The organism is Patescibacteria group bacterium, from assembly GCA_018896645.1.
GTDB lineage: Bacteria > Patescibacteriota > Patescibacteriia > UBA2591 > JABMQE01 > JAHIMF01.
On the sequence record JAHIMF010000058.1, the window covers coordinates 1 to 23,127 of the forward strand.

24 protein-coding genes are annotated in these 23,127 nt (G+C 38.5%); 16 read left to right on the forward strand and 8 right to left on the reverse strand.

The window, feature by feature from the left end:
- The 7 genes from KKD20_04290 to KKD20_04320 form a co-directional block, all read left to right on the forward strand.
- A partial coding sequence (locus KKD20_04290; GenBank protein MBU4332314.1) for a DNA adenine methylase occupies positions 1–886 on the forward strand: 886 nt, incomplete at its 5' end.
- Positions 887–890: 4 nt separating this feature from the next.
- Entirely contained in the window at positions 891–1,811 is a 921-nt protein-coding gene (locus KKD20_04295; protein MBU4332315.1) for an NgoFVII family restriction endonuclease, read from the forward strand.
- Positions 1,812–1,831: 20 nt separating this feature from the next.
- Positions 1,832–2,062, forward strand: coding sequence for a hypothetical protein (locus KKD20_04300; protein MBU4332316.1), 231 nt, complete (start codon positions 1,832–1,834; stop codon positions 2,060–2,062).
- Between the two features lie 162 nt (positions 2,063–2,224).
- Entirely contained in the window at positions 2,225–3,346 is a 1,122-nt protein-coding gene (locus tag KKD20_04305) for an AlwI family type II restriction endonuclease (GenBank protein MBU4332317.1), read from the forward strand.
- A 7-nt stretch (positions 3,347–3,353) separates the two neighbouring features.
- Positions 3,354–5,111, forward strand: coding sequence for an AAA family ATPase (locus KKD20_04310; protein ID MBU4332318.1), 1,758 nt, complete (start codon positions 3,354–3,356; stop codon positions 5,109–5,111).
- A gap of 29 nt (positions 5,112–5,140) precedes the next feature.
- Entirely contained in the window at positions 5,141–5,719 is a 579-nt protein-coding gene (locus KKD20_04315; protein ID MBU4332319.1) for a hypothetical protein, read from the forward strand.
- 145 nt (positions 5,720–5,864) lie between these two features.
- Positions 5,865–6,068, forward strand: coding sequence for a cold shock domain-containing protein (locus tag KKD20_04320; GenBank protein ID MBU4332320.1), 204 nt, complete (start codon positions 5,865–5,867; stop codon positions 6,066–6,068).
- A 58-nt stretch (positions 6,069–6,126) separates the two neighbouring features.
- Here the strand turns inward: KKD20_04320 and KKD20_04325 are convergent, their stop codons facing one another.
- Positions 6,127–6,441 (reverse strand): hypothetical protein, encoded by a 315-nt coding sequence (locus KKD20_04325; GenBank protein MBU4332321.1) that lies wholly within the window; start codon positions 6,439–6,441, stop codon positions 6,127–6,129.
- A 311-nt stretch (positions 6,442–6,752) separates the two neighbouring features.
- On the opposite strand from KKD20_04325, the gene KKD20_04330 reads away from it, so the two are divergent.
- The 7 genes from KKD20_04330 to KKD20_04360 all read left to right on the forward strand — a co-directional run bounded on the left by KKD20_04330 (position 6,753) and on the right by KKD20_04360 (position 11,189).
- Positions 6,753–6,998, forward strand: coding sequence for a hypothetical protein (locus KKD20_04330; protein MBU4332322.1), 246 nt, complete (start codon positions 6,753–6,755; stop codon positions 6,996–6,998).
- 4 nt (positions 6,999–7,002) lie between these two features.
- Positions 7,003–8,235: a Glu/Leu/Phe/Val dehydrogenase gene (locus KKD20_04335; GenBank protein ID MBU4332323.1), complete on the forward strand. Its 1,233-nt coding sequence runs from the start codon at positions 7,003–7,005 to the stop codon at positions 8,233–8,235.
- A gap of 3 nt (positions 8,236–8,238) precedes the next feature.
- Positions 8,239–8,511 (forward strand): acylphosphatase, encoded by a 273-nt coding sequence (locus tag KKD20_04340; GenBank protein MBU4332324.1) that lies wholly within the window; start codon positions 8,239–8,241, stop codon positions 8,509–8,511.
- On the forward strand, positions 8,508–9,143 hold the full coding sequence (gene rdgB / locus KKD20_04345; GenBank protein ID MBU4332325.1) for an RdgB/HAM1 family non-canonical purine NTP pyrophosphatase: 636 nt from the start codon (positions 8,508–8,510) through the stop codon (positions 9,141–9,143). Before KKD20_04340 ends, rdgB begins: the two co-directional genes overlap by 4 nt.
- Positions 9,144–9,200: 57 nt before the next feature.
- The gene (locus KKD20_04350) at positions 9,201–9,911 is read left to right on the forward strand and encodes a ribonuclease H-like domain-containing protein (protein ID MBU4332326.1); all 711 of its coding nucleotides are present in this window, start codon (positions 9,201–9,203) and stop codon (positions 9,909–9,911) included.
- A 182-nt stretch (positions 9,912–10,093) separates the two neighbouring features.
- Positions 10,094–10,375 carry a hypothetical protein gene (locus KKD20_04355; protein ID MBU4332327.1) on the forward strand — a complete coding sequence of 94 codons (282 nt, stop codon included), beginning with the start codon at positions 10,094–10,096 and terminating at the stop codon, positions 10,373–10,375.
- Positions 10,376–10,397: 22 nt separating this feature from the next.
- Positions 10,398–11,189 carry a hypothetical protein gene (locus KKD20_04360; GenBank protein ID MBU4332328.1) on the forward strand — a complete coding sequence of 264 codons (792 nt, stop codon included), beginning with the start codon at positions 10,398–10,400 and terminating at the stop codon, positions 11,187–11,189.
- 108 nt (positions 11,190–11,297) lie between these two features.
- Here the strand turns inward: KKD20_04360 and KKD20_04365 are convergent, their stop codons facing one another.
- Both KKD20_04365 and KKD20_04370 read right to left on the reverse strand, forming a co-directional pair.
- Entirely contained in the window at positions 11,298–12,926 is a 1,629-nt protein-coding gene (locus KKD20_04365; protein ID MBU4332329.1) for a T9SS type A sorting domain-containing protein, read from the reverse strand.
- A gap of 46 nt (positions 12,927–12,972) precedes the next feature.
- Positions 12,973–16,257, reverse strand: a complete 3,285-nt coding sequence (locus KKD20_04370) for a S8 family serine peptidase (GenBank protein ID MBU4332330.1) — start codon at positions 16,255–16,257, stop codon at positions 12,973–12,975.
- Between the two features lie 367 nt (positions 16,258–16,624).
- Between KKD20_04370 and KKD20_04375 the strand changes: the two genes are divergently transcribed.
- Positions 16,625–16,906: a hypothetical protein gene (locus KKD20_04375; protein ID MBU4332331.1), complete on the forward strand. Its 282-nt coding sequence runs from the start codon at positions 16,625–16,627 to the stop codon at positions 16,904–16,906.
- Between the two features lie 105 nt (positions 16,907–17,011).
- Entirely contained in the window at positions 17,012–18,718 is a 1,707-nt protein-coding gene (locus tag KKD20_04380; protein ID MBU4332332.1) for a hypothetical protein, read from the forward strand.
- 183 nt (positions 18,719–18,901) lie between these two features.
- Here KKD20_04380 and KKD20_04385 read toward each other — a convergent pair whose 3' ends face one another.
- The 5 genes from KKD20_04385 to KKD20_04405 form a co-directional block, all read right to left on the reverse strand.
- Positions 18,902–19,417 carry a hypothetical protein gene (locus KKD20_04385; protein ID MBU4332333.1) on the reverse strand — a complete coding sequence of 172 codons (516 nt, stop codon included), beginning with the start codon at positions 19,415–19,417 and terminating at the stop codon, positions 18,902–18,904.
- Positions 19,418–19,460: 43 nt separating this feature from the next.
- Positions 19,461–20,252 (reverse strand): hypothetical protein, encoded by a 792-nt coding sequence (locus KKD20_04390; protein ID MBU4332334.1) that lies wholly within the window; start codon positions 20,250–20,252, stop codon positions 19,461–19,463.
- Positions 20,253–20,365: 113 nt separating this feature from the next.
- A complete protein-coding gene (locus KKD20_04395) occupies positions 20,366–20,953 on the reverse strand; it encodes a sigma-70 family RNA polymerase sigma factor (protein MBU4332335.1) in 588 nt (195 codons plus the stop codon).
- 130 nt (positions 20,954–21,083) lie between these two features.
- Positions 21,084–21,746, reverse strand: coding sequence for a hypothetical protein (locus KKD20_04400; GenBank protein MBU4332336.1), 663 nt, complete (start codon positions 21,744–21,746; stop codon positions 21,084–21,086).
- A gap of 123 nt (positions 21,747–21,869) precedes the next feature.
- Positions 21,870–23,096 (reverse strand): ABC transporter permease, encoded by a 1,227-nt coding sequence (locus KKD20_04405; GenBank protein MBU4332337.1) that lies wholly within the window; start codon positions 23,094–23,096, stop codon positions 21,870–21,872.
- Between the last annotated feature and the right edge of the window lie 31 nt (positions 23,097–23,127).

The window sequence follows — 23,127 nt, forward strand, 5'->3', positions numbered from 1 at the left end:
AAGACCATCTTATGAAATAAGCGCTGAAAAAATCAAAGAAAACTATTTTTATATCCCACAAGTGAAAGAAAATCATATTCAATTACATAACCGCAGATATATTGGAAATAAACACAAACTAATTGAATGGATTTTTTCTATCATAAACAAAGAATGTAGTGGAAATTCTTTTGCGGATATTTTTGCGGGGACAGGTGTTGTCTCCGCCGTGGCGACAAAACATTTTGAAAAAGTATTATTAAATGATTTTTTACATTCTAATCACGTAATATATCGTGCCTTTTTCGGAAACGAAGCATGGGACAAGAATAAGGTAGATAATATTATCAAAAGTTATAATAATATTTATGGCGGTGACTTAGAAGATAATTATTTTTCTAAAAACTTTGGCGGTAAATTTTTCAGCAATAATTCAGCTAAAATTATCGGTTTTATCAGAGAAAACATAGAAGAAAACAAAAACAACTTAACAGAACGGGAATATTACATGTTAATTACTTCATTACTTTATACCGCTGATAAAATCGCTAACACGGTTGGGCATTTTGATGCTTATTTCAAAAAAGAATTCGTAAACGACAGCTTTTTTATGAAACCAATCGATCCAATAGACACGCAGGAAATATCAATTTTTCAAGAAGATACTAATGATTTGGCTAAAAAAATAAAAGCGGACGTGGTTTATATCGATCCACCCTATAATTCCAGACAATACAGCAGGTTTTATCATGTACTTGAAACATTAACTAAATGGGATAAGCCAAAACTGCATGGAGTTGCACTAAAGCCAGATCCCGAAAATATGAGCGATTACTGCCGAGTTAATGCCAAAGAAAAATTTGCAGAACTTGTGAGAGATATTGATGCTCAATTATGTTATATTTAAAATAATTATGTCTATACAAATTTTATCAAATCTAAATTACCCTATCGGCAATATTATCAATCAGGAATTGCAGAATGCGCAATCTGCAAGAATTGCGATTGCTTTTCTAAAATACTCAGGCATAAAAGTAATAGAGAAGTCGCTAAATCAATGTTTAGATAATAATGGAAGTGTTGAAATTATCGCGGGACTGGATTTTAAAACAACTGACCCGCAGTCAATGCATTATTTGATTCAACTCCAAAAATCAAAGCCTAACTTAAAGTTTTATTGCTATGGTGATAAAGATGTTAATAAAAACAATGTAGTATTTCATCCAAAAATTTATTTGTTTGAAAGTAAAAAAGAAACGACTGGTATTGTTGGCAGTACAAATCTAACGGCGGGAGGATTGATGACGAATTTTGAAGCAAACGTAATTTTTAAGGAAAACAAACCGCTTTATTTTTCACAAATTGAAGCAATTTATAATTCAGTAAAATTTACTGACTCTGTATTTTCTCCTGACGAAGAATACCTAAGTGGATATTCTGAAGTCTATAAAGCTTTTCTACAAAATGAGCAAAACGCGAATCAAGACAAAAGTGTTCAAGATGTTATTAAAAATATACAACAACGAGAACAGTTTTTGCCAGGTCCCGTTCCGTCAATTAAAGGCTTGATAATCCAGATTATTAAGGAACAGCATATTAAGGGTATAGAATTTGTACCGCTTCAAACAATCTATGAGGAAGTTGAGAGATTAGTAGTTGAAAAAAATCTAGTATACAAAATGGATACGTTTAGAAATTCTATCCGTGGTGAACTTAATACCCACGAGGATAACAGCAATCACCCAAGCAATATACATCTGTTTGTTCGCTCAAAAGACGAAAAAGGATATTATTCTTTAACTGATAATGGGAAAAATTATCAGGGTAGATAAACTAATAACCTATAAAAAATATGACGAAAAAATACTATCACGCACTATTTGATAATCAAAATAACCGAATTACTTCAATCGGTATCAATAAAACATCAAAAAATACCATCAAAGGTCATCTAATAGATTTTTTATTACTCGGCAATTTTTCAGAAGAAGGTGAAGATTCAGTAAAAAATAACACTTTGTCTGAATTGCTAAATTATTATGAATTTAAATTGTTAAAATCAAATAGTCCTTTTAAAACATAGATAAATTAAAAAGTATTTTCCGACAATCCACAAAGCCACAAAGAAGCAGGATTTGAAAAAGGTTGGGCATCCAGATTTGACACTTGGTTTAAAATTGCCAAAGAGCTTGGTTTTGTTTGGTATTGGCCAAATGAAAAAATAAAATTTTCCGAAAGCGGAAAGATGTTACTGGATAAAGAAAAACCAGAAAACGAATTAATGGTTTTTGCCAACGCCTTTGCAAAATACCAAAGACACAACCCTTTTCGCAGAGTTTTGAATAAAAATGTCCCATTGATTTTACTAATACAAACAATAAAACTTTTGAATAATGACCCTGAATACAAAGGAGCTGGCATTTCCAGATTAGAAATACCTTTATTGCTATGTTGGCAAAACGATGATGCCAAAAGTTTATATCGAGAAATAAAGAAATTGCGCAAAAAATACGGCTATTCGCCAAGCAACGAAGTGATTTTAGAGCTTTGTTATGGATTACTGAATGAAACAAAAAGAGACGATAACTCCATTTTAGGAGATTACCCCGATGATTTTATTCGTAAAATGCGCTTAACTGGTCTACTTTCTCTGCGTGGAGGTGGTCGTTTTATAGATATAAACACAAAAGAAACAGCAACCGTTGATTATATTTTAAAAAAATATGTTTCTTATAAAAAATTTAAAACTGAAAAAGATTTTTTTGAGTATATCGGTAAAGTTGATCATGACTTAATCACAACACTTTCTGTATTCAAAGCCCCAACAAAAACCACAAAGGCAGAATTAGAGAAATGGGTTAATCATTACGCTTGGGAATCAATTAAAAGTGAACTTCTTAATTTGGCACAGAAAAAATCTTCCAGTGATGATATTTTGAAAATTATTGAACAGCCATTACGCTTAGAATTTCTAACTTCCTTGGCCATTCTTAAAAGATTGCCAAATGTTATTGTAAAACCAAACTTTGTATCCGACGACGAAGGATTACCAACAAGCTTCGCTTCTGGTGGAAGCCCCGACATTGAATGCATAGAAGATAAGGATACGGTTTTAGTCGAAGTAACATTGCTAACCGGAACGCAACAGCATATCAGGGAATCATTTTCGGTACATCGACACCTTGAGGAATATGTAAAAAATGGAACAAAATCTTATTCTGTATTCATTTCGCCAAAATCATTTATTGATACCGAACGCTATTTTAATTTCATCAAAAAAGATGGTTTGGAAGTTAGAATTTCTGATATTGATAAATTTGTTAGTAACCTTGAGATTAAGCAAACATTAAACGAGGCAACTTTATAAATAAGATATGCAATTAAAATTTTTGACAATTAAAAATTTTCGTGGCATCGATGCACTCGATCGTTTAGAGATTTCTAACTTAAATACTTTTGTTGGCAAAAATGATTCTGGTAAATCAGCAATTCTTAGAGCTTTAGCTTGTTTTTTTGATGTCAGAAAATTTGATATTAAAGATGTTTTTAAGGGGAAACCGGAGGAAGAAACAACTACTATTGAATTATCTTTTTTGCCATCTGTTGAAATTGATGATTTAGCGTTGGATAACACCAAGCTAATCACCATAAAAAAGGAGTTTGTTGTCGTTAATGGCAAGGCAAAACCATCTGAATATTATCTTTGCAATGATTTTATTGATGAAAAATACCAAGATCTCTGGAATAAAAAAGAGCAAGATTTAAATCAAATTGTTTCTGACTTAGGCGAAGAACCAAACAAATCAGGCAGAGGCAAGAAGAATATATCAAGGATCGAACAAATAAAAACGGTGCTTTCTGACAAAGAACGAAAAGAAACTTATCATGAGTTAGGCGATTTTTTGAAAAATATCGAAAAAGCATATGAAATTGCCTTGCCTGAATATTCTCTTTTTGATGCCGAACAAGATTTAAATATAGAAGCAACAAATTTTCAATCACAATTTAAACCGATCATATCTGCTTACTTTGAGACTACAAAAGACAAGACCTCAGAAATAGAAAAAGGATTAAAGGCTGATTTAGCTACTGAATTTGAAGAAATCAGGAAATACATGACAAAAAATGTCTCGGGTCTAAAAAAACTTAATCCCTCGACAGAATTTGATTGGTCAAAATCTCTTAAAAAATTTGACTTAAATTTAGAATTTGAAGGACAAAATTTTGATGTTCCAATTTCACATAAAGGAACGGGATTTAAAAGATTACTCATGGTCGCATATTTTGAATATTTGGCGAGCAAGAAAAGTTTTAAAAATCAAATTTTTGCCATTGAAGAACCGGAAACTTATTTACATCCATCCGCACAGCAGGATTTACTAAACTCAATTATTAGAATATCAGAAGATTCTCAATTTTTCTTAACGACGCACTCGCCAGTTTTTGCTGGGGCAACTGACGGTAAAAATTCAATTTTAGTAACAAAGGATGAGTATGGCATTTCTCATTACTCCAGAGAAGATCAAAATATAATAGAGCAAATTATAAATGAATTGGGTATAAGACCTGATTATAATTTGCTAAGGGAAATAAAGTATCTAATTTTTGTTGAAGGTAAGGGCGATATTCATTTTTTAAATTCATATGCAAAAACAGTTCTTAATAAAGAGCTAGAAAACGATAAAATACTTTGTGTTATCGGTGGTGGTGGATCACTAAAAAATTATGCTGATTTAGATTTATTTAAAAAATTAAAAGGAAATAATTTTTATTCTGTAATGGTTGACGGGGACGACAAAACAAACGGTAAAGAAAAGTGGTGTGAAAGAATAAAGGCAAAATGCGAAAGTGATAATGCTAATTTTAAAAAATTATCAAAGAGAGAAATCGAGAATTTTTGTCATCCACAGGCCATCTGTAGAAAATGTCCAGATTTAAATGCTGATAATATTGCAATCAACGATGATACTGATGTCCCAAAACATCTGAAAGAACTGGGATTGATTAGAAATTTTAAGAATGATTTGAATGTTGAAGTTTTTAGTGAAATGACAAAAAATGAATGGGAAGAAACAGATAAGTTGGGAGAGATTAAGAATTTTATTGAAGCAATTTATATAAAAATACAATAGTATTCAAAGATTGCTTTAGTTATATTAAATTGGTAAAATTTAAAATTATAAAAGGCGGCGCGCCAATGAAATTGGCACGGCCTCCAATTCCGCCGAAAAAAAGGGCAGTCCGAGCGAGGGCGTGGCGGAAGGAAGGGGGTTGGGGGGAGGAATTCCGCCACGCCCGAGCCGAAGCGAAGCGTTTCCGCCGTCTTGGCATCAAGACATCAAAGCAAAACAATTTTCAATTCCTTTTAAGAAAAAGTTGGCGGGCGGGCGTTAAAAAATTGAAAGAAAATTGTTTTGCTTTGCTCGCCGAGTTTCGGCGGGCGGAAACGCTGGGGCGGGGTTTCAAATCATTCGAGCGATTTTCGCTCGAAAAAGGTTCGAGCTTCGTTCAGCAATTGCGACCAATGGTTTCAGTCTACGGCCAGCCTCGCCGGTTAGGCGGGCTGATCAGCCGCCAGAGGCGGACAGGCGATCTAAAAGTTTTTCAAAATTCAACGTTCGGATTTTCGCGAAAAAAAGTTCGGATTTCGTTCAGAATGGGGAGCCAAACAAAATTTCCCCTTCAACTTGGGGGATTTTTTATTTTGGGGTGTTTTGATAAGGGATGCCCGCGGAGGTAGAAATTCAGATTTTAACGCTTGACATTATATTTTATCTGTGATAAGCTTATTACAGTCAACCTATAACTGCAAGAGAAACGGAGTCGGGTTTATTTCTACAGTATTTTGGGTTTGATTTTTTACTAAACTAATTCTCCAACTAATAATGCAAGAAGGAACAATCGCTCGATTGGTGACTGACCGAGGATTTGGCTTCATAGCTCGTGAAGGCGAGGAAAAAGACATCTTTTTCCATTCAAACGAGCTTAAGAACGTCCAATTCAACGATCTTCAAGAAGGTGACAAAGTAACATTTGAGATAGCAGAGGGTCCAAAGGGGCTCAATGCCACAGATGTCAGCCGAGCATAACAATATAAAAACCCCTCCGCCTGTGGGCGGGGGGGTTTTATATTCGGCAAATTAAGCTCTAAGCGCCTTGGTTTTTTCTTTTGAGCCAGCATTCTTTACAATAGATAGGAGCATTCGGCGAGGGTTCAAACGGCAGTTCAGTAATTTCTTTGTCGCAACCAGAGCAGGTCCAATTGCCTCGGACCATTCGTCTGGGACGGTCAGATCTTTGATCTCTTTTTTTGAGCCAGCATTCCCGGCAATACACCGGGCTGTCTGGCGAGGGTTCAAACGGCAGTTCAGTAATTTTTTTGCCGCAATCAGAGCAAGTCCAATTGCCTTGGACCATTCTTCTGGGAGGAAAATTTCCTCCGGAATTATCTCGAAATGTCATAATAAGATTAAGATACGAAATTTGAATAAAAAACGACCTTTATGCTTCCACAAATCCAGTATTTTGAGTTTGTGGAAGGATGACTTCTAAATCGCTTTTTCTTATTTTAGTTTTAAATTTAAAAAATTAAAAACCTTTCTAAGATACTTCGACTTATAAGCCTATAATTAGTATAGCAAATTATCTTGAAAAAAGTCAAGGGTGGATAATGTTTTTGGAGATTTAAGGGTTGATTTTACGCGAGAAATAAGATAGACTTAGGATAAAGACGAATAGAGTTTTTAAAAATTAAATATTATTAAAGAGAATCTATGAATCCCAAAAAAATAGAACTGATGTTTGAATTTTTAATTTTCGGCATTATTATTGGTATCACTGAAGACCTGTTAGCAATTAAACTGGCGACTGGCGAGCCGATTACTTTGAAGACTATTGGCATTATTATTTTATTGGCTATTCCTTTTGCTGTTTTGGGCGAGATAATAGCGGATAGGATTGATTTTGTAAAAGTTTATAAGAGAGTTTTTAAGAAGGGGCAGTTTTTTATTAACCACTAATAACATGAATAACACTTTTGATTCCATCCTCAAGCGCCTTAAAATTCTTCAGCCATTGATGAATTTGACTGATGATCAGGTTAAACTTCTAACCACCCACAAAAAAATTTCCCAAGCCGAGTTAGAAGTGAACGGAGAAAAATACCCGGCTTGGCGGATTATGCATAATGATGCTCTGGGTCCGGGCAAGGGCGGCATTCGGTTTCATCCCGAAGTCAGCGAGGATGAGATAAAATGCCTTTCTTTTTGGATGAGCTTAAAAAACGCTTTGGTTGGTTTGCCTTTTGGCGGGGCCAAGGGTGGCGTTCGATTTAACCCTAAAGAGAAAAACAAGGACGAGTTGGAGCAAATCAGCCGGGCTTATATTGATGCTTTTTATAAGGTTTTAGGTGAGACCAAAGATATTCCCGCGCCCGATGTTTATACTAATGAACAAGTCATAGCTTGGATGCTGGATGAATATGAGAAAAAAGTCGGCTATCACGAGCCCGGCATGATTACCGGCAAACCAGTTGAGATTGGAGGCTCTCCTATGCGCAAAGAAGCGACTGCCCAAGGCGGTTTTATTATTATAGAACAGGCGATAAAAGCTTTTGGAGGCGATAAAAATAATTTTTCAATCGCTATCCAGGGTTTTGGCAATGTTGGCCTAAATTTAGCTAAGATGCTTTATGGGGCGGGTTTTAAAATAGTAAGCGTGAGCGACAGCCAGGCAGGGATTTTTAATCCCAAGGGTTTGGATATTAATCAAGTGATAGCCGTTAAAGAGGACAAAGGCAGGGTGGCGGAGTATCCAGAAGCAGAAAAAATAAGCAATCAAGAACTGCTGGGGCTTGAGGTTGATTTGTTGGTTTTAGCTGCCTTGGAAAATCAGATTACCGAAGAAAATGTTAGCCGCGTTAAAGCTAAAAAAATCATAGAAGTAGCCAACGGTCCGATTACTTCTGAAGCTGATGCTGTGCTTAAAGAAAAAGACATTTTGGTTATCCCGGATATTTTGGCTAATGCCGGCGGCGTTGTTGCGAGTTTTTTTGAATGGACGCAAAATCGGACTGGCGGGATTTGTCCCCCAGAGCACTTAAAAAAGAAACTGGAATTTATGATGAAAGATTCGTGGAATAGGGTTTATACTTTATTTCAAGAGAATGACGAAAACATAGATTTACGCACTGTTGCTTGGACGGTGGCGATAGAAAGAATTTTGGCAGCGGAGAAATGGCGGGGGCATTTAAAGTAATTTATGCCAAAACATCTAAACATTAAAATATTTGGTCAAGTCCAGGGAGTGTTCTTTCGGGATTCAGCCAAGAGAATGGCTGATGATTTGGATATCAAGGGTTTTGTTAAAAATGATTCGGACGGCGCGGTTTACATTGAAGCCGAAGGTGAAGAATCTGATTTGAATGAGTTTTTAGCTTGGTGCCGCCAAGGCACTGATTTAGCACGCGTTGAAAAAATAGATGTTGTTGACAAAGAGTTGAAAAATTTCAATGATTTTTCTATTAAATTATGAAGTTAATTTTTGCTACTCATAATCCGGGAAAAGTAAAAGAAATGCGGGCATTGCTTCAAGGGTTTGATGTTGAGGTCTTAAGCGCGGAGCAAGCTGGTATAACGGAGGACGTGGTTGAGGATGGGAAAACCTTTGAAGAAAATGCTTTGAAAAAGGCGCGATTTGTGGCTGAAATGTCTGGCAAGTGGGCCTTGGCTGATGATTCTGGCTTGTGCATTAAAGCTTTAGATGGAGCGCCAGGTATTCACTCGGCTCGTTGGGCAGGAGAGGCGGTTCTGCCTGAAGATCTAGCCGCCTACACCCTCAAGAAGATGAAAGCCATTCCTAAAGAAAAACGCCAAGCCCATTTTGAATCAACCCTGGTTTTAATGGCTTCTGATGGTAGACATTGGATTTTTACGGGTTTGGTTAACGGGGTAATAAGTGATAAGGCGCGAGGCACGGCTCTGCCCAAGCTGCCCTATGATTTGATATTTATTCCAGAGGGTCGTAATAAAACCTTTGCAGAAATGAGTGAAGAAGAAAAAAACAGCATGAGTCATCGGGGAAGGGCGTTTCTAAAATTGAAGAAATTTTTAAAAAACAAGATGCAACTTAGAGATTTACGAATTGAACAATTGAATAATAAATAATATCAGCCAAAGGCTGATGAGCCTCTGGCTCAAATAATAAATAATAAATATTAAGCTATGCCTAAATTAATTTTTGACATCGAAACCATTGGCGAGGATTTTGACAGTTTAGATAAGACTACGCAAGATTCTTTAACCCGCTGGATTAAACGTGAAGCTCGCAGTGATGAAGAATATCAAGCCAAACTAAAAGATTTAAAAGAAGGACTGGGGTTTTCGCCGTTGACTGGCGAAATCGTGGCTTTAGGGATTCTTGATTGTGAAAAGAATCAGGCCGTGGTTTATTTTAGCGCGCCTAATAAGGATATCAAAGAATATTCAAAAGACAATTTTATTTTTAAACAAAAAACCGAAGAAGAAATGCTTAAAAGTTTTTGGGAAGGAGCGCGGAAGTATCAGGAATTTATTGGTTTTAACAGTCGTTGTTTTGATGTGCCGTTTATTATGGCTCGGTCCGCTAAACATAAAATTAAGCCCACCAAAAATTTAATGTTCAACCGGTATTTAAGCAGCCAGAGATTTGACGCTAAACATATTGATTTGCTGGACCAATTAAGTTTTTATGGGGCAATGCAGCGCAAAGGCAGTTTGCATTTATGGTGCCGGTTGTTTGGCATTAAGAGCCCCAAAGGCCAAGGAGTAACTGGTGATGAGGTGAGCAGTCTTTACGCCCAAGGCGAGTATCAAAAAATTGCTGAATATAATAGTTGGGATTTGCGAGCGACTCGAGAGTTGTATGAGCGGTGGCAAGAGTATTTTAATATATAGCCGTAGCTGGGTTATAATAATAAATCCCATTAATGGGATTTCATAAAAATAGCCCTGGGATTTTATCCCTGGGCGAAGGGGGCCTGGTAGCACGCCCCGTGGCCCGGGTTTTTATTTGACATTTAATTAAGAGGGTATTAGTATAAAGAAAAGGAGGTTTATTATTTTTAATAAACGAGTTTATGAAAAAAATCGTTTTTTTGCTCATTGTTTTGAGCTTAGGGATTGCGGTTGCTGGCTGTGGGTTGCTAAAGACGGCTAGCGATTTATCCAATCAAGCTGCTGCCCCCGTTGAGGAGGAGGAAATCACAGAGCCGGAACAAAAAGAGGAAGAAGAGCCAACCGACACCTCGGATTTAGACCAATTATTGCAAGAAGCTGATGACGCGGACAAAGAAGCTGACGAAGCCATGGATGAACTTGATTCCATTGACGAGACCGAAGACGAACCTTTAGAGTTCTAATTTTTTAATTTAACTAAACATTATGAGAAAAAAGATTATTTTTTTAGTGTTAGTTTTCGGTTTTTTGCCAATGGTTAGTTTGGCGGTTATGCAAACAAGTTTTACTCTTGATCAGGGTCAAAATTTAAAAGAATACCGGGAAGCAAAAACTTCCGAACAGAGAGTCCAAAAGCTACAGGACATTGGCGAGAACATGATTGGACGCCGAATTTCAGTTATAGAGCTGGCAAAAAATAGATTTACTACTGCCCAACGAATCTCCCAGGCCATTAAAGACAAAATTTCTTTAGTCCTTGATGATAATGTTACAAATCTTAATGCTTTGAAAGAAGATATTTTAGCTGGTGATGACTTAGAAGGCTTAAAAACAAAAGTAAAATCAATTGTTACTGGCTATAGAGTTTTTGTAGTAGTCATACCGCAATCGCGAGGCCTAGTAGTTGCTGATAGATTGGGCGGATTTAAAGAAAAACTGGTTGAACTAAAAGACAAAATTCAAGCCCGGGCCGGTGAGCTTGGGGGTGATGAAGCTGATACTAGCGGTGTGGAAGCCTTAATTGAGCAAGCTGGCTCTAAAATTACCGAAGCCGAAGCCTCGCTGGCCATGGCTGAAGAGAAGTTTAGCAGTATGCAGGTTTCTGATGCAAGCGGCGCTAAAGATTTAAAGTCAGCAGGCAAACAAGCTTTGGTAAGGGCCAGGGAAAGTTTAAGGGCTGCTAAAAATGATTTGCGAGAGGCAGCGCAGGCGCTAAAAGAACTCATTAAAACTCAAGCTCAAAGTATAGAACAAGAACAGGAAGTGGAGCAGGAATAGATAAAAAAACTCAAGATAGCAAAAGACTCTTTTAAATAAAAAGGGTCTTTTGTGTTAAAAAAGAACCCCAATATAATAATTGAGGTTCTGCAAATGAGGATTTTGGGATTAACGAAGCAAGACTATTTTTTGGGTTTGGCTGAATTCTCCTGCTTGTGCTTGCAGGCGGACCACATATACTCCGCTTCCCACTGGCTCTCCTTGCGCGTTTCGGCCATCCCAAATTAGAGAATAAAAGCCCGCTGTCTGTTTTTCCGATATCAGAGCGTTGACTGTTTGACCAAGGATATTGTAAATTACAATTGATGTTTTCTGGGCAGTCGGCAGTTGATATCGGATAACAGTTGATGTGTTAAAAGGATTGGGATGATTCGGAAACAAGGCATAAGTGGGCAGTTGAAGAGGTGCGGGTTCCGCGAGTTCTTGATCAGGAGAGTCCGGGGGCATTGGCAATTCTGGAAGCAGCGGGTTAGCGGTTGATTCTTGTGGTTTGGCGCTGGCGGCTATTTTTCCGGCACCGCCATTAGAATCAGGCCAATTGGAGGCAATAGTTGCATAAACCAGATATGCCTTGCCTGGTTCTACATTTTCATAGACCCACCAGGTGCTCCCAGTATAATAGGCTACCCACTTCCAATTTCCCGTAACAGTATTCCAGCGCCAAACTTTGGTACAACCGGAAATGCTTGCTCCAAGTTGGCCGCCGGTGACAATCCCCTTATCATGAACGAATTTGTACGGCAAGGTAATCAGGTTATTGCCGGGGTTTAAGCTAAAAGTTGGATCAGCAGGAAGTATCCCGGCCTGGACCCATATTCCACTGGCTGTTACAGATACCAGGTATGAGTTGCCTAGTGATACATTACCATAATTATACCAAGTAATTCCGCTTTTCCAGGCCAAATAAACCCAGCCCCCAGAGCCAGTATCCCAACGCAAAACCTTGGTGCAGTTGGGAATTTTTTTTCCTAGTTCCACGCCTTTAACACATCCTTGGTCAAGGATATAGGAAACTATATCATAACCAGATTGCAAAGATGAGGCAATTTTCCCCATTCTTACTGAATAACCCAAGATATGACCGACTCCTGAAAGACCCCTAACTACATAAAAGTAGTCATTCGGGTCAGCGGCAACCATATCAAAGCATAATGTCTCTGTGGTAGCGCCAATGGAGTTATTGGAAGAAGGCGTGAAGCATGCTTGGTCGGTGTTTCTGTAAATTACATAATAGTCTTCCCCCACATCCATTGCCGGCCATTTTAAAGTTAAAGTGTCACTGGACACATAGACGCCGCTTGAAGAGCTTTTCAACACCTCATTTGAGAAGTCGCTTTTTTGACCGTAGATATCATACGCTTTTACGGCAAAATAGCGGAGTTGGCCATCCGGGAGACCCGTGACCATGCAGGCGGTGTCCGTACCTACATCCACAGAGTCGGTGTACACTCCGCTTGATTGGCCATAGTACAGCCAGTATCCCGCGAGGTCAGGTTCGATGTTCGCGTCCCAAGCCAGGGTTATCTCATCAGCCAAGGCCGAGCCGGCGATGAGAACAAGAACTACGGCTATCAGACTGGTCAGCGCATAAATCCTTTTTCGGGTAAACATAACAGCACCTCCTTGCTGGGCTTTAGCCGCGCCAGACACAGTAATCTTTAGGAGATGCCGTGTTTGGCTTGGCAGTGATGGAACAACAACGATTGATTCATAGCTTGCAATTTGTAAAAAGAACAATTATACATTAAATAATATTAACACAGCTTAAATATTTAATCAATACTTAATACTGATTTAAAACCTCATCGCCAACATTGTAAATCGGCTGGCCAGCATATTTTTTTAGTTCAGCTAAATTAGAGATATGTCTTTTGCGTCCGTTCTTGATAACATAGATTTTTTTATCAGCGCCGCGGATTAAAGACCCGTTATCATAATGACGAGGCGCAGTAATAACGATTGGATATTGGGCTAATACTTCAATATTAACCTGATGAATTTGCTTTCCAACGTACTTTTGCAGTTCTTCTAAATTAGAAATATAAACTCTTTGGCTATTCTTAATTACATAAATTTTTTGGTCAGGGCCTTTAATCAATTCGCCGTCACTGTATTGGGCCGGTTGAGAAGCGATGCTGATATCCGGGTATTGGTCTAATACTTCATTACTTACATTATAAATTAGTTGGCCTGAATATTTTTGCAGTTCCGTTAAATTAGAGATATACTTTTTTTGCTTAGCTACTAGCACATAAATTTTAAAGTCAAGTCCTCTAATCAAACTTCCTTCGCCATAAGCTTCGGCATCTAGGATTTGAGGAGGTGGCGGAGTTGCTACTTCTTCGGTTTGGCGGTCGGTTTCCTCGGTTTCAGGAGTTTTTTCAATATCAATTTTTTTTTCAGTGAATTCAACTGCTTCAATTATCACTGGCAGGCCATCAATTTCAAAAACAGCAAACTTGGTTAAATGTTCAACTTCAAAGGTTGCTTGATTAAGAGTCAAATCAAATTGGGCTCCGGGTACCAATATCCATTTGCCTAAGGTTTCATCAAAATAATAGACACCCAAATCATCAGTATTATTAGGCAGGTTGGGAAGAGTTAAAACAACAGTCAATTTTTTACTAAAATTTCTAACCCGGTTGTTTAGAGAATCTTTTGCTGTGATATTGAATATTTTATTGCCCACCATAAACGCGCCAGAGGTCTCTACTGGCGTCTCTTGGGCCAGAAGCTCGCCCTGGCTGATTTTAAATGTAGTGCTTTTGGCCACGGCTCCTTTGGGCACTTTTAATTTTATAGAATTTTTATCAGAAAAATTTTGACTCACAGCGCCCTGTTGATCACTGGAAACTGTTAAAGGAACATTAAAGGCAGTAACTGAACTTGGGGGTTGAGAAGAACCTCCGCCTCCGCCGCTTCCGCCTCCGGAAGGAGGGGGAGTCGTTACTTTATTGACATTAACAGTTCTGGTAACTTGTTCGGCAGGGTTTCCAGCAGTGTCGCTTACATTATAGGTTATTATATAGACGCCAGCGGTACTTGTATCAACTGGATTAACTGCTGTGATACTAGAGGTAATGCCTTTATCAATATTATCAAAGGCAGTGGCTCCGGCATCTTTATAAGAATCACCAACATTAATATTAATTGGATTGTTTCCTAACAGAGTAATCACCGGAGCAGTGGTATCTGGCAAGCTGTCAAGACTTAAGAGAGCGTTATAGGCGTTGATTCTTTTACCAGTAACAGTCTTGTCAGTTAATGAATCTAGAGAATCACCAGTGTCTAAAATTATTTCTTTGATTTGAGAATAAGTAGGGTCTGCTCTATAACTCCAAAGCAAGCCAGCCAAGCCAGTGACATAAGCAGTGGCAATTGAGGTGCCCTTATTGTAAGCATAAGAATGAGTATTAGAAATTTTAATATCATCAATTACTGGCGCTTGTGGCTTTTCCATAAAATTGCTGTCATCAGTGCGCCAGACAAATCTGATTCTCATGTTGTCTAAACCACGGCCAAGATTAGCGGTAACAGCTCTTTCAGAATAAGAGCCGCACCAACGTTCTTTTTCCGCCCAGTTGTCATCATTATCATCAACTTCTACTGACAGATAATCAAACACGCAATTAGGAATGTATTCAATATTAGCGTCTAATTTAAAGCTTAGCCAAACATTTTCATCGTAATTTGTTGTGTCTATGGGATTGGTTAAGGTTAAAACCCCATGGTCATTATTTGCATACGAAGAATTAGCTTGAGCGTTTTTGTCAGTGGCGTCGCCGCCAAATTCCTCCCAGGTGCCAGTCAGCCAGTTGCCGCTTGTTTCAGTAAATAGAGTGTTTGTAAAGCCTGGCAAAGAAGCTTGAAAGAAATTTTCAGTTAAGAAATAAGTACTAAAAATATTTTCCCCGGGTGCGCCAATATCAACAGAGCTGGCACCGTAATTTGAGAAGCTGGATAGGCTGTCACTTTGGTCAGTAGCGGCAACACAAATAATATTATCCAAGTCAAAATCACAAGGATAACTATGGCCCGCAGAAGAGCTGTCAGCTGGAAAGCGGGGATTATTAACTTCGCAAGGATTTAACGGTGGATCCTCTGGCGGCGCGGGTGGTCCGTCTGGCGGGGGTGGCGGCAGGTCATCTGGCGGAGCTGGTGGGTCTTCTGGAGGTGCGGGCGGATCATCTGGGGGCGGAGGAGGCAGAGGATCATCAGGCGGCGGAGGCGGATCAGGCGTGTCATCAGGCGGTAATGGTGGGTTATCAGGCGGCAGTGGCGGATCATCTTCAGCTTCCCAATCATTATTTTTAGCCCCATTTCCTGCGGCAGTAATAAAAATACCGCCAGCTGCTTGAAAAGCTTGGATAGCGTCATATTCAAGTTGAGAATACGTGCTGCCGCTATAGCTGGCGTTAATAATTTTTGCGCCATTATTTATAGCAAAATTAATCGCCTTAATTTCACTGGCCACATCAAAACCAAATTTGATAGCCATTATTTTAATTTCCGGCGCTATCCCGATAATTCCCTTATTATTGTTTTTTCTCCCAGCAATTATGCCGGCAATATGCGTGCCATGGGCATTGTTGGTTGGCAGGGGTGTTTTATCATCATCTTCAAAATCATAACCATGATTACAGTCCCCTAAGAAATTATTATTTTCGCCAACGCAATTAGTGCCGTCCCACATAGCGTCTTCAAGGTCAGGATGGTCGTAGGTTACTCCAGAATCAATTATTGCAACAACAATTTCCTCATTGTCCTTATACATTTCCCAAGCTTCCGGCGCGTCAATATCAGCGTCAGGAGTACCACTAATTCCATTAATTTCCTGGCCAATATTATCTAAAGCCCAAAGCAAGTCTTTATAAGTATCATTAACGTTCATGTTTGCAGGATAACGTTTATAGTTTGGCTCAGTGTAGTTTGCTTTGTAGTTTGCTTTTAATGTTTTCTTTGTTGGCTCGGAATTAGCTTGGGCAATCTGGTTGCCAAGATTAAATTGGCTTAATACTAAAACCGAGATTAAGACTAAAAAAAGTGTAGTTCTTTTTCTTATGCTCATACAATAGTTGATTATTCAGGTTTTTTGGCCTGATTTAATTAAATAATCATTAATTATCCAGATACTACATCTTAAATAAATTATTATTTTTTGTCAACGGTGCTAATTTGGACGGCTAACTTGGACATTTCTATTTTGCCTTGACAGTGCTAATTTGGAGCTAATTTGGAGATGTTTTTTAGGTTAGAGAAGGAGTCGGGAATTTTGCGTGATGGTAGATTTTTTTGGTTTGCCTTTGGCTAATTTTAGCGGAAAAATAATTATTTTCACAAAAAAATGCCAATTTGTACTTGACATTTTTTTTAGTATTTGATAAGGTTGTTTGAAGAATCGTACATTGAAAATTTGTGATTTAAAGAAAAACAGAATGGAGAAAGGGGGTGATATGGTTAAGGAAGGGGAATATAGCAAGTCAGTTCAATTTAAGGAAGTAAAAATCGGCCAAAGGTTTGTTTGGGAGAATCAAATTTTTAAGCGGGTGACTGACGGAAAAGAGAAGGGCGAGGACTATAACGCAAGACATATTAAAGATGATGGTTCATTGGGTTATCACGATCAATTTCCTGATGATGATTTGGTTTTGGTTGGTGGGGAAAATGAAGAAATTGTCAGCGGGAGTATAACGCCCCTTATCGGCATAGGTAAGTAGATGGTCGGGCCCATTCGAAGTTCTATCTTTGAGCGGGTCCTTTTTTATTTCCCAAACTATTTTTAATATGCTAAAATGTAGGGGAGATAAATCTCCCTTCAATTTATGCCCATCAAAAAGAAAACAAGCGCTCAAATTTTTTTCTCCAGTTTTTTCTTATCCCTGCTAATTGTCATCGCAGTTTCTTTTAGTCTGCGATTTTTAGAACAAGGCGTTGCTAAAAGATATATTATTCCTGATGATAACCACTCTCAAACCTCTCAACCTTCTGAAAAATCCGAGTCAGTCAATACTCCCAAAAAGCAAGCGCCAAAAAAACAAAATTATCAAGAAAGTTTTTGGTGTTTTGTGAGATGGGTTTTTTTGATTCCCAAAGCCCAGGCCGCGGAGCGCACTTATTATCAAGCCCAGCGCTTAGAGCAAAGTTATCCTTACACTATAAATTTGGACCCAGGTAAGGCCATGACTTTTTGGGTGAAATATAAAAATGTTGGTTATTATCGCTGGCGGCCGGAAGGCCCGCGCCGGGTTTATTTAAAAATTAAAGATGCTACCGGCACCACCGCCAAGTTTCGCCATGCATTTTGGCTGGATAATGAGACGCCAACCGCGCTTAAAGATAACATTGTTGAAGTCGGCAAGGAAGCAACATTTAAATTTGCGATTCAAGCGCCGGAAGAACCGGGTATGTATTGGTTAAAATTCAATTTATTGGCTTATGGAGACTGGGTAACTGATGGCGAGATTGAGATTCCGGTGCGGGTGATGGGGGAAGAAGAATATAATTCAAATCTACGAATGATATCCGAATCTACAAATACTACGAATGATACGGATGACGAAGAAGAAGCTGGGAGTTTGGCAACTACTCCAGCAGTTCAGGTTATTCACAAAGAAATTTATGAGATTGAAGATTTGATAATTCCTGAACCTGATATACGAGTTGGCCTTTATTCTTTAGATGAGGAGGAAGGCGATAAAGTGCAGATTTCCAGCACCGGGGCTTATGGCATTTATGATACAGATGATAAACTTATCTTGACCCAAACGCAAGGCGAGATGGCTGAAATCCAGTTTGATTACGTTAATAAAAGGTATTTTATCAATATTGATGAAAAAAGATTGGTGAGCAGTGATGCCTATTTTACCTTCAAACAAAAAGATGAGAATAATATTTTTATGATTGAAAATTATGATAATCCAACGTATGCCGGCAGTGAGATAAATTATAATCAGTACCGGGGCCGTTTAGAAGCGCAATGGGTGGAGGATAACGAAAGATTGTGGGTGATTAATGAATTAGCAATGGAGCCGTATTTAAAAGGCAGCGGCGAAACCATGGATGTTTCGCCTTACGAGTTTTTAAAAGCCATGGCCATTGCGGAAAGAACTTATGCTATGTTTCATTATTTGAATCCTACAAAACATGCAATTCGCAATTTTACAGTATCGGCCTCGCAATCGGATCAGATTTATCAGGGCTATGCTCGGGAGATTCGCCAGCCAAATATTTGCCGGGCAGTGGATGATTCTCTGGGCTTGATAGTTGCTTATGAAAATGCGCCGGCCTTAACTTTATATTTTTCCCAAAGCAACGGCCAAACTAAAAGCTATGAGCAGGTTTATAAACACAAGAGTTATCCGTATCTAATCGCCGTAGAAGACCCGCATATGGCCGGCAACAGGCAAATTGGCCATGGCGTGGGCATCAGCGCCAGAGGCGCTTTGTTTATGGCCTCCAAGGATGGGGCCAATTTTGAAGATATTTTGTATCATTTTTACAGCGGGATTGAGGTGAAGAAAGTTTATTAGACGCGGATTGTGACAGATTAAAACGGATTATTATACGAAGATAAAAAACACCCCGATTCACCGGAGTATTTTTTTCTAATTTTGATTCGGTTTTAATAACACAAAACCCCATCATTTGTTGGAGTTTTTGTGTTTAAGGAGGTGAACTTTATCCTGCGCCTTGCCAGAAGTAAGGCGCAGGATTTATTGTGAAGGCTGCGGTTGCTCGCTTGGAATATGCATACCGCGACCCATGCCTTTGAATCCCAGACCCTTGAAGCCTGGACAGCCGAACTCTCCTAATCCTTCAATATCCAGCTCTTCTCTCAAGGCGCGAGCTTCCTCGTATTTGCCCTCCTGCATAAGGGCGCGGATTTCTACCGTGGCATCAAAAGTTTCTTGATTGATACTCTCGGCAAAAACATTAACTCGCTCTTGCATAGCGGTTAATCTTTCTTGCATTAAAGCTTCCCAAGCCGTATAGTCATTATTTTCAAAAATTCTTTGCATTTGCTCTTGCTGTCCCTGCATTTGAGCCTGTCTTTCTTGCATCTGCTCAATTTTTTCAGGATCAGGGTTTATTTCTTTACGCCCGAATCCGAATCTGCCAAATTTTAAAGGTGATTCGCTGTCTTGAGCCGAGGAGATGCCGGCCACAACCGCAGTTGTGATAATAAGGGCTAAAACAGCCAGGCCTAAACGCGATTTGACGTTTTTCATAGTTTAAGTTGTTAGCAATAAGTTGTTAATAATAGGATACCCTCTATCTTTCCATACGCATTGGCAGTATTTTTCTTTCAAAATCCATTCCGGGTATTCTTCCAGGAAAAAGATGATGGGGCTTTAGCCATCTTCGCGGCGGCGGCCCGGCTACAATTATCTTGGCTTGGAAAGTATTATCATTTATTTTTTCACCAATAATTTTTATCCTACCGCTAACATTTATTTCTGCTTCAGTCGCCGTGATCGCTTGAGTAGCATCTATTTCCCAAACCTTGCCATTAATATCCTGTACCTCAAAATGCTCGCTGTCAGTTACTGATACAACCATTCCTGCGAGCAGTCCCTCTTCTGGCCGAACCCACATTGCTCTTCTGGGATTTATAAATCTGTTATAAAATGATATTTGTTCTGAAAGAATTTCATCAATTGTTTGCCCAATTCCGATATCATAAAGCAAGGTTCCCAGGACTATACTAATAATAACACTGGCCAAAATCACCACTGGCAATTTATATTTATAACCCCCCTTAGTATTTTTAAAATTATAATAAACCAACAAGATAAAAATAGCCAAGAATATTACCCAAAAATATGGAAGCGTAACCAAAACAAAACTCAAAAAACCGTCACTAATATATTTATATAGATTCCAGTCGTTATTTTTAAACATGTGAATAATCACTGAAAAAGCCAGACTGCCCACCAGTAGACTGATAATACCAGCCAGCCAGATAGAATAATCTTTTAATAAAAACTCCCAACGGGGGCGAGGTTTCATCCGTTTCTTTTTGATTGTTTCGAGAATTTGCTCGGTGAGATTTTTTCTGTTCATATTATAATTGTTAAATTGTTATATTGCTAAATTGTCGCAGGCCTCGAATTTGTCGAGGGGTTGGGTTATTGTTGTTAGCAATGTAACAATTTAATAATTTGACAATTGAAGCCTTATCTAAGTTGAATATTCACTTTCTCCGCCACCTCCCTAAACTGTTCCTTAGCTCGATTAATTAGGGTTGCTACTGTACCCATTGGTTTTTTTAAAATATCTGATATTTCTTTATAACTTTTTTGTTCCAAAAATTTTAGAACAAGAATTTCACGGTATTTTTCATCTATCCTTGCTAAGATTTCGTTGATGTTCTTTTTTAAGAAGTCTAAGTCAATCTCTTGTTTCAAATCCAAGTCCGAAGCCAGGTTTTCCAGAAAATCATTTTCAGGGTCTAAAAAAATGTTTTGGGGTCGGGCTTTATTTTTACGGTGATTGCTAATTGTCTGATTATGAGCAATGCGATAGGCCCAGGAGGAAAATTTTAAGCTCGTATCAAAATCATTTAAATTTTGATAAATTTTTATAAATGTTTCCTGCAGAATATCTTCGGCCTCTTCTTTGCTAACCCCGGAAATTCTAATAATATAATTTAACAGTTTTTTTTCGTATCTTTTGATTAAATATAAAAAATAACCCTGATTTTCTAAAGTCAAAGCTACCAATTCTTCGTCAGTTTTGCTTTCGTGGTCTCCATTTTTTAGCATACCTGTATTATATCCGAAAGTTGGTAATGCGCAAGCCCCCACAAATCTACAAATCCTTTCACAAATTCACAAATCCGTATTTGTATATTTGTAATTGATTTGTTGATTTGTAAGTAATTTGTAGGCAGTTCTATTGCTCTTTAACTTTCAAAATTTTAGTTGCATCCGAATAAAAAACCAATTTTGAGCCGCCGTCTTCCAGTTTCAAGGTTATACTCACATCATCCTTGTCAATAATCTCCCCGTTTAATCTGGCTGTTCCGCCGCCTCTATTCATCCTCGTTGCTCCAGTTGCGCTATTTGGTCTCATGCCCGCGCCACCCCTTTGAGCTGTCATTTCTTCTCTTAGCTTTGTTCTTTCTTCTTCTGTCATATTTTGAAACTGCTCAAAATTACCTCGCTGGCCCTCAAAATTTTGTGGCGGTTGCGACGGTTGATTACCGGCACTATTTTCCAGATTTGTATTGCTCGCGTTTCTACCCCCAAACTGCATATTTCCCCCCAGTTCTCCAAAATTTGTTTCACTGTCTCCAATCATAATTTGATTAGCCGCAATACTCCCGTCAGAATTTTCAGCTCCCATAATTGACACTTTTAGGCCGATTTCCAAAGCACTTAAATTAGCTTCGGAAAACATCTCATTATTAAAAGGTCTGGCTTCACTGCTAGTTCCTTCAACTTGAGTTTTGTCTTCTGCTGTTGGTTCATCAATTTTTTGTTCACTCGTTGAACAGCCGGCAGCCAACGCAAAAACACAAAAAACACAAAAGCACAAAAATAATTTTTGTATCATCTTATTATTTTTCAATTTGATTGATAAATACTTCACATAATTGATATTAAAAATTTATTTGGAAATTGATTATTGAAAATTATTTATATCCTTGTTTCTAGTTTCTTGTTTCTATTTTCTAGTTTATTCGTACCGCAACGCGTCAATAGGATTCAGCTTAGCTGCTCGCCGCGCCGGATAATAACCAAAAACAATGCCGATAAAAGCTGACACGCCAAAAGCAAGAAAAATTGAAAAAGTCGTTACCGCAGTTGTCGTGCCGCTAAATTTAGTAATTAAAAAAGATGCCAGCCAGCCGAAAAAAATTCCAATCACTCCGCCAATAAAAGTCAAAGCCACTGATTCTCCTAAAAATTGACTGCTAATGTCCCTGCCTTTGGCGCCTAGAGATTTGCGCAGTCCGATTTCGCGAGTTCTTTCGGTAACTGTAGTCAACATCATATTCATAATACCAATACCGCCAACTAAAAGCGAAATCCCGGCAATCGCGCCCAAAAGCAAGGTTAAAGTATCGGTTACCGAGGTCATCGCGCCCATAATATCCGTTTGGTTCATAATGCTAAAATCAGCGCTCAAGGGATCCGCAATTTTATGTCTGGCGAGAAGCAGATTTGTAATTTGTTCTTGAGTTACTGTCATTAAACCCTCATCCGTTACTTGAATATTTATATTGCTTACGGAATTGCTGCCAGTCAAATATCGTTGAGCTGTTGAAAGCGGAATATAAATTAAATCATCTGAACTGCCCATACCAGTACCGCCTTTGCTAACTGTTACGCCAATAATAGTAAATTCCAAATTTTCAATGCGGATTTTTTGTCCCACCGGATTAAAACCTTCACCAAACAAATCATCACGAGTTATTGGCCCAAGTACTGCCACTTTGGATGTTTTTTGCACTTGAGTATTATTTACAAAACTGCCGGCCTCAACCTCAATACTTTTTACTCGGGCATATGATTCATCAACGCCATAAATACTGGTATTTGTATTGGTTCCTTTTGTTGTTTTAACTTGTTTTCTTGATGAAACAGTTGGCGCCGCTTCTTCAATGTATTCAACTTGATTAGCAATTGCTTCCGAGTCCTCAATCGTCAAAGTAGTAGCCGAACCCATGCCTCCCCTTACTTGCGAGCCGAATTCTCCTTGCGACCCTGGCATTACCACCACTAAATTTGAACCCAAGGACTCAATATTAGCTTCAATGGCTTTGGCCGCGCCCTGTCCAATTGAGATCATGGCAATCACCGAACCAATGCCAATTACAATACCCAAAATTGTCAAGACCGACCGCGATTTGTTGGCTTTAAGGGCGAAATATGTTTCTTGGATGAGGTCGGAAAAGTGCATAACCTTGATTTTTTAAAATATTTATTTTAAA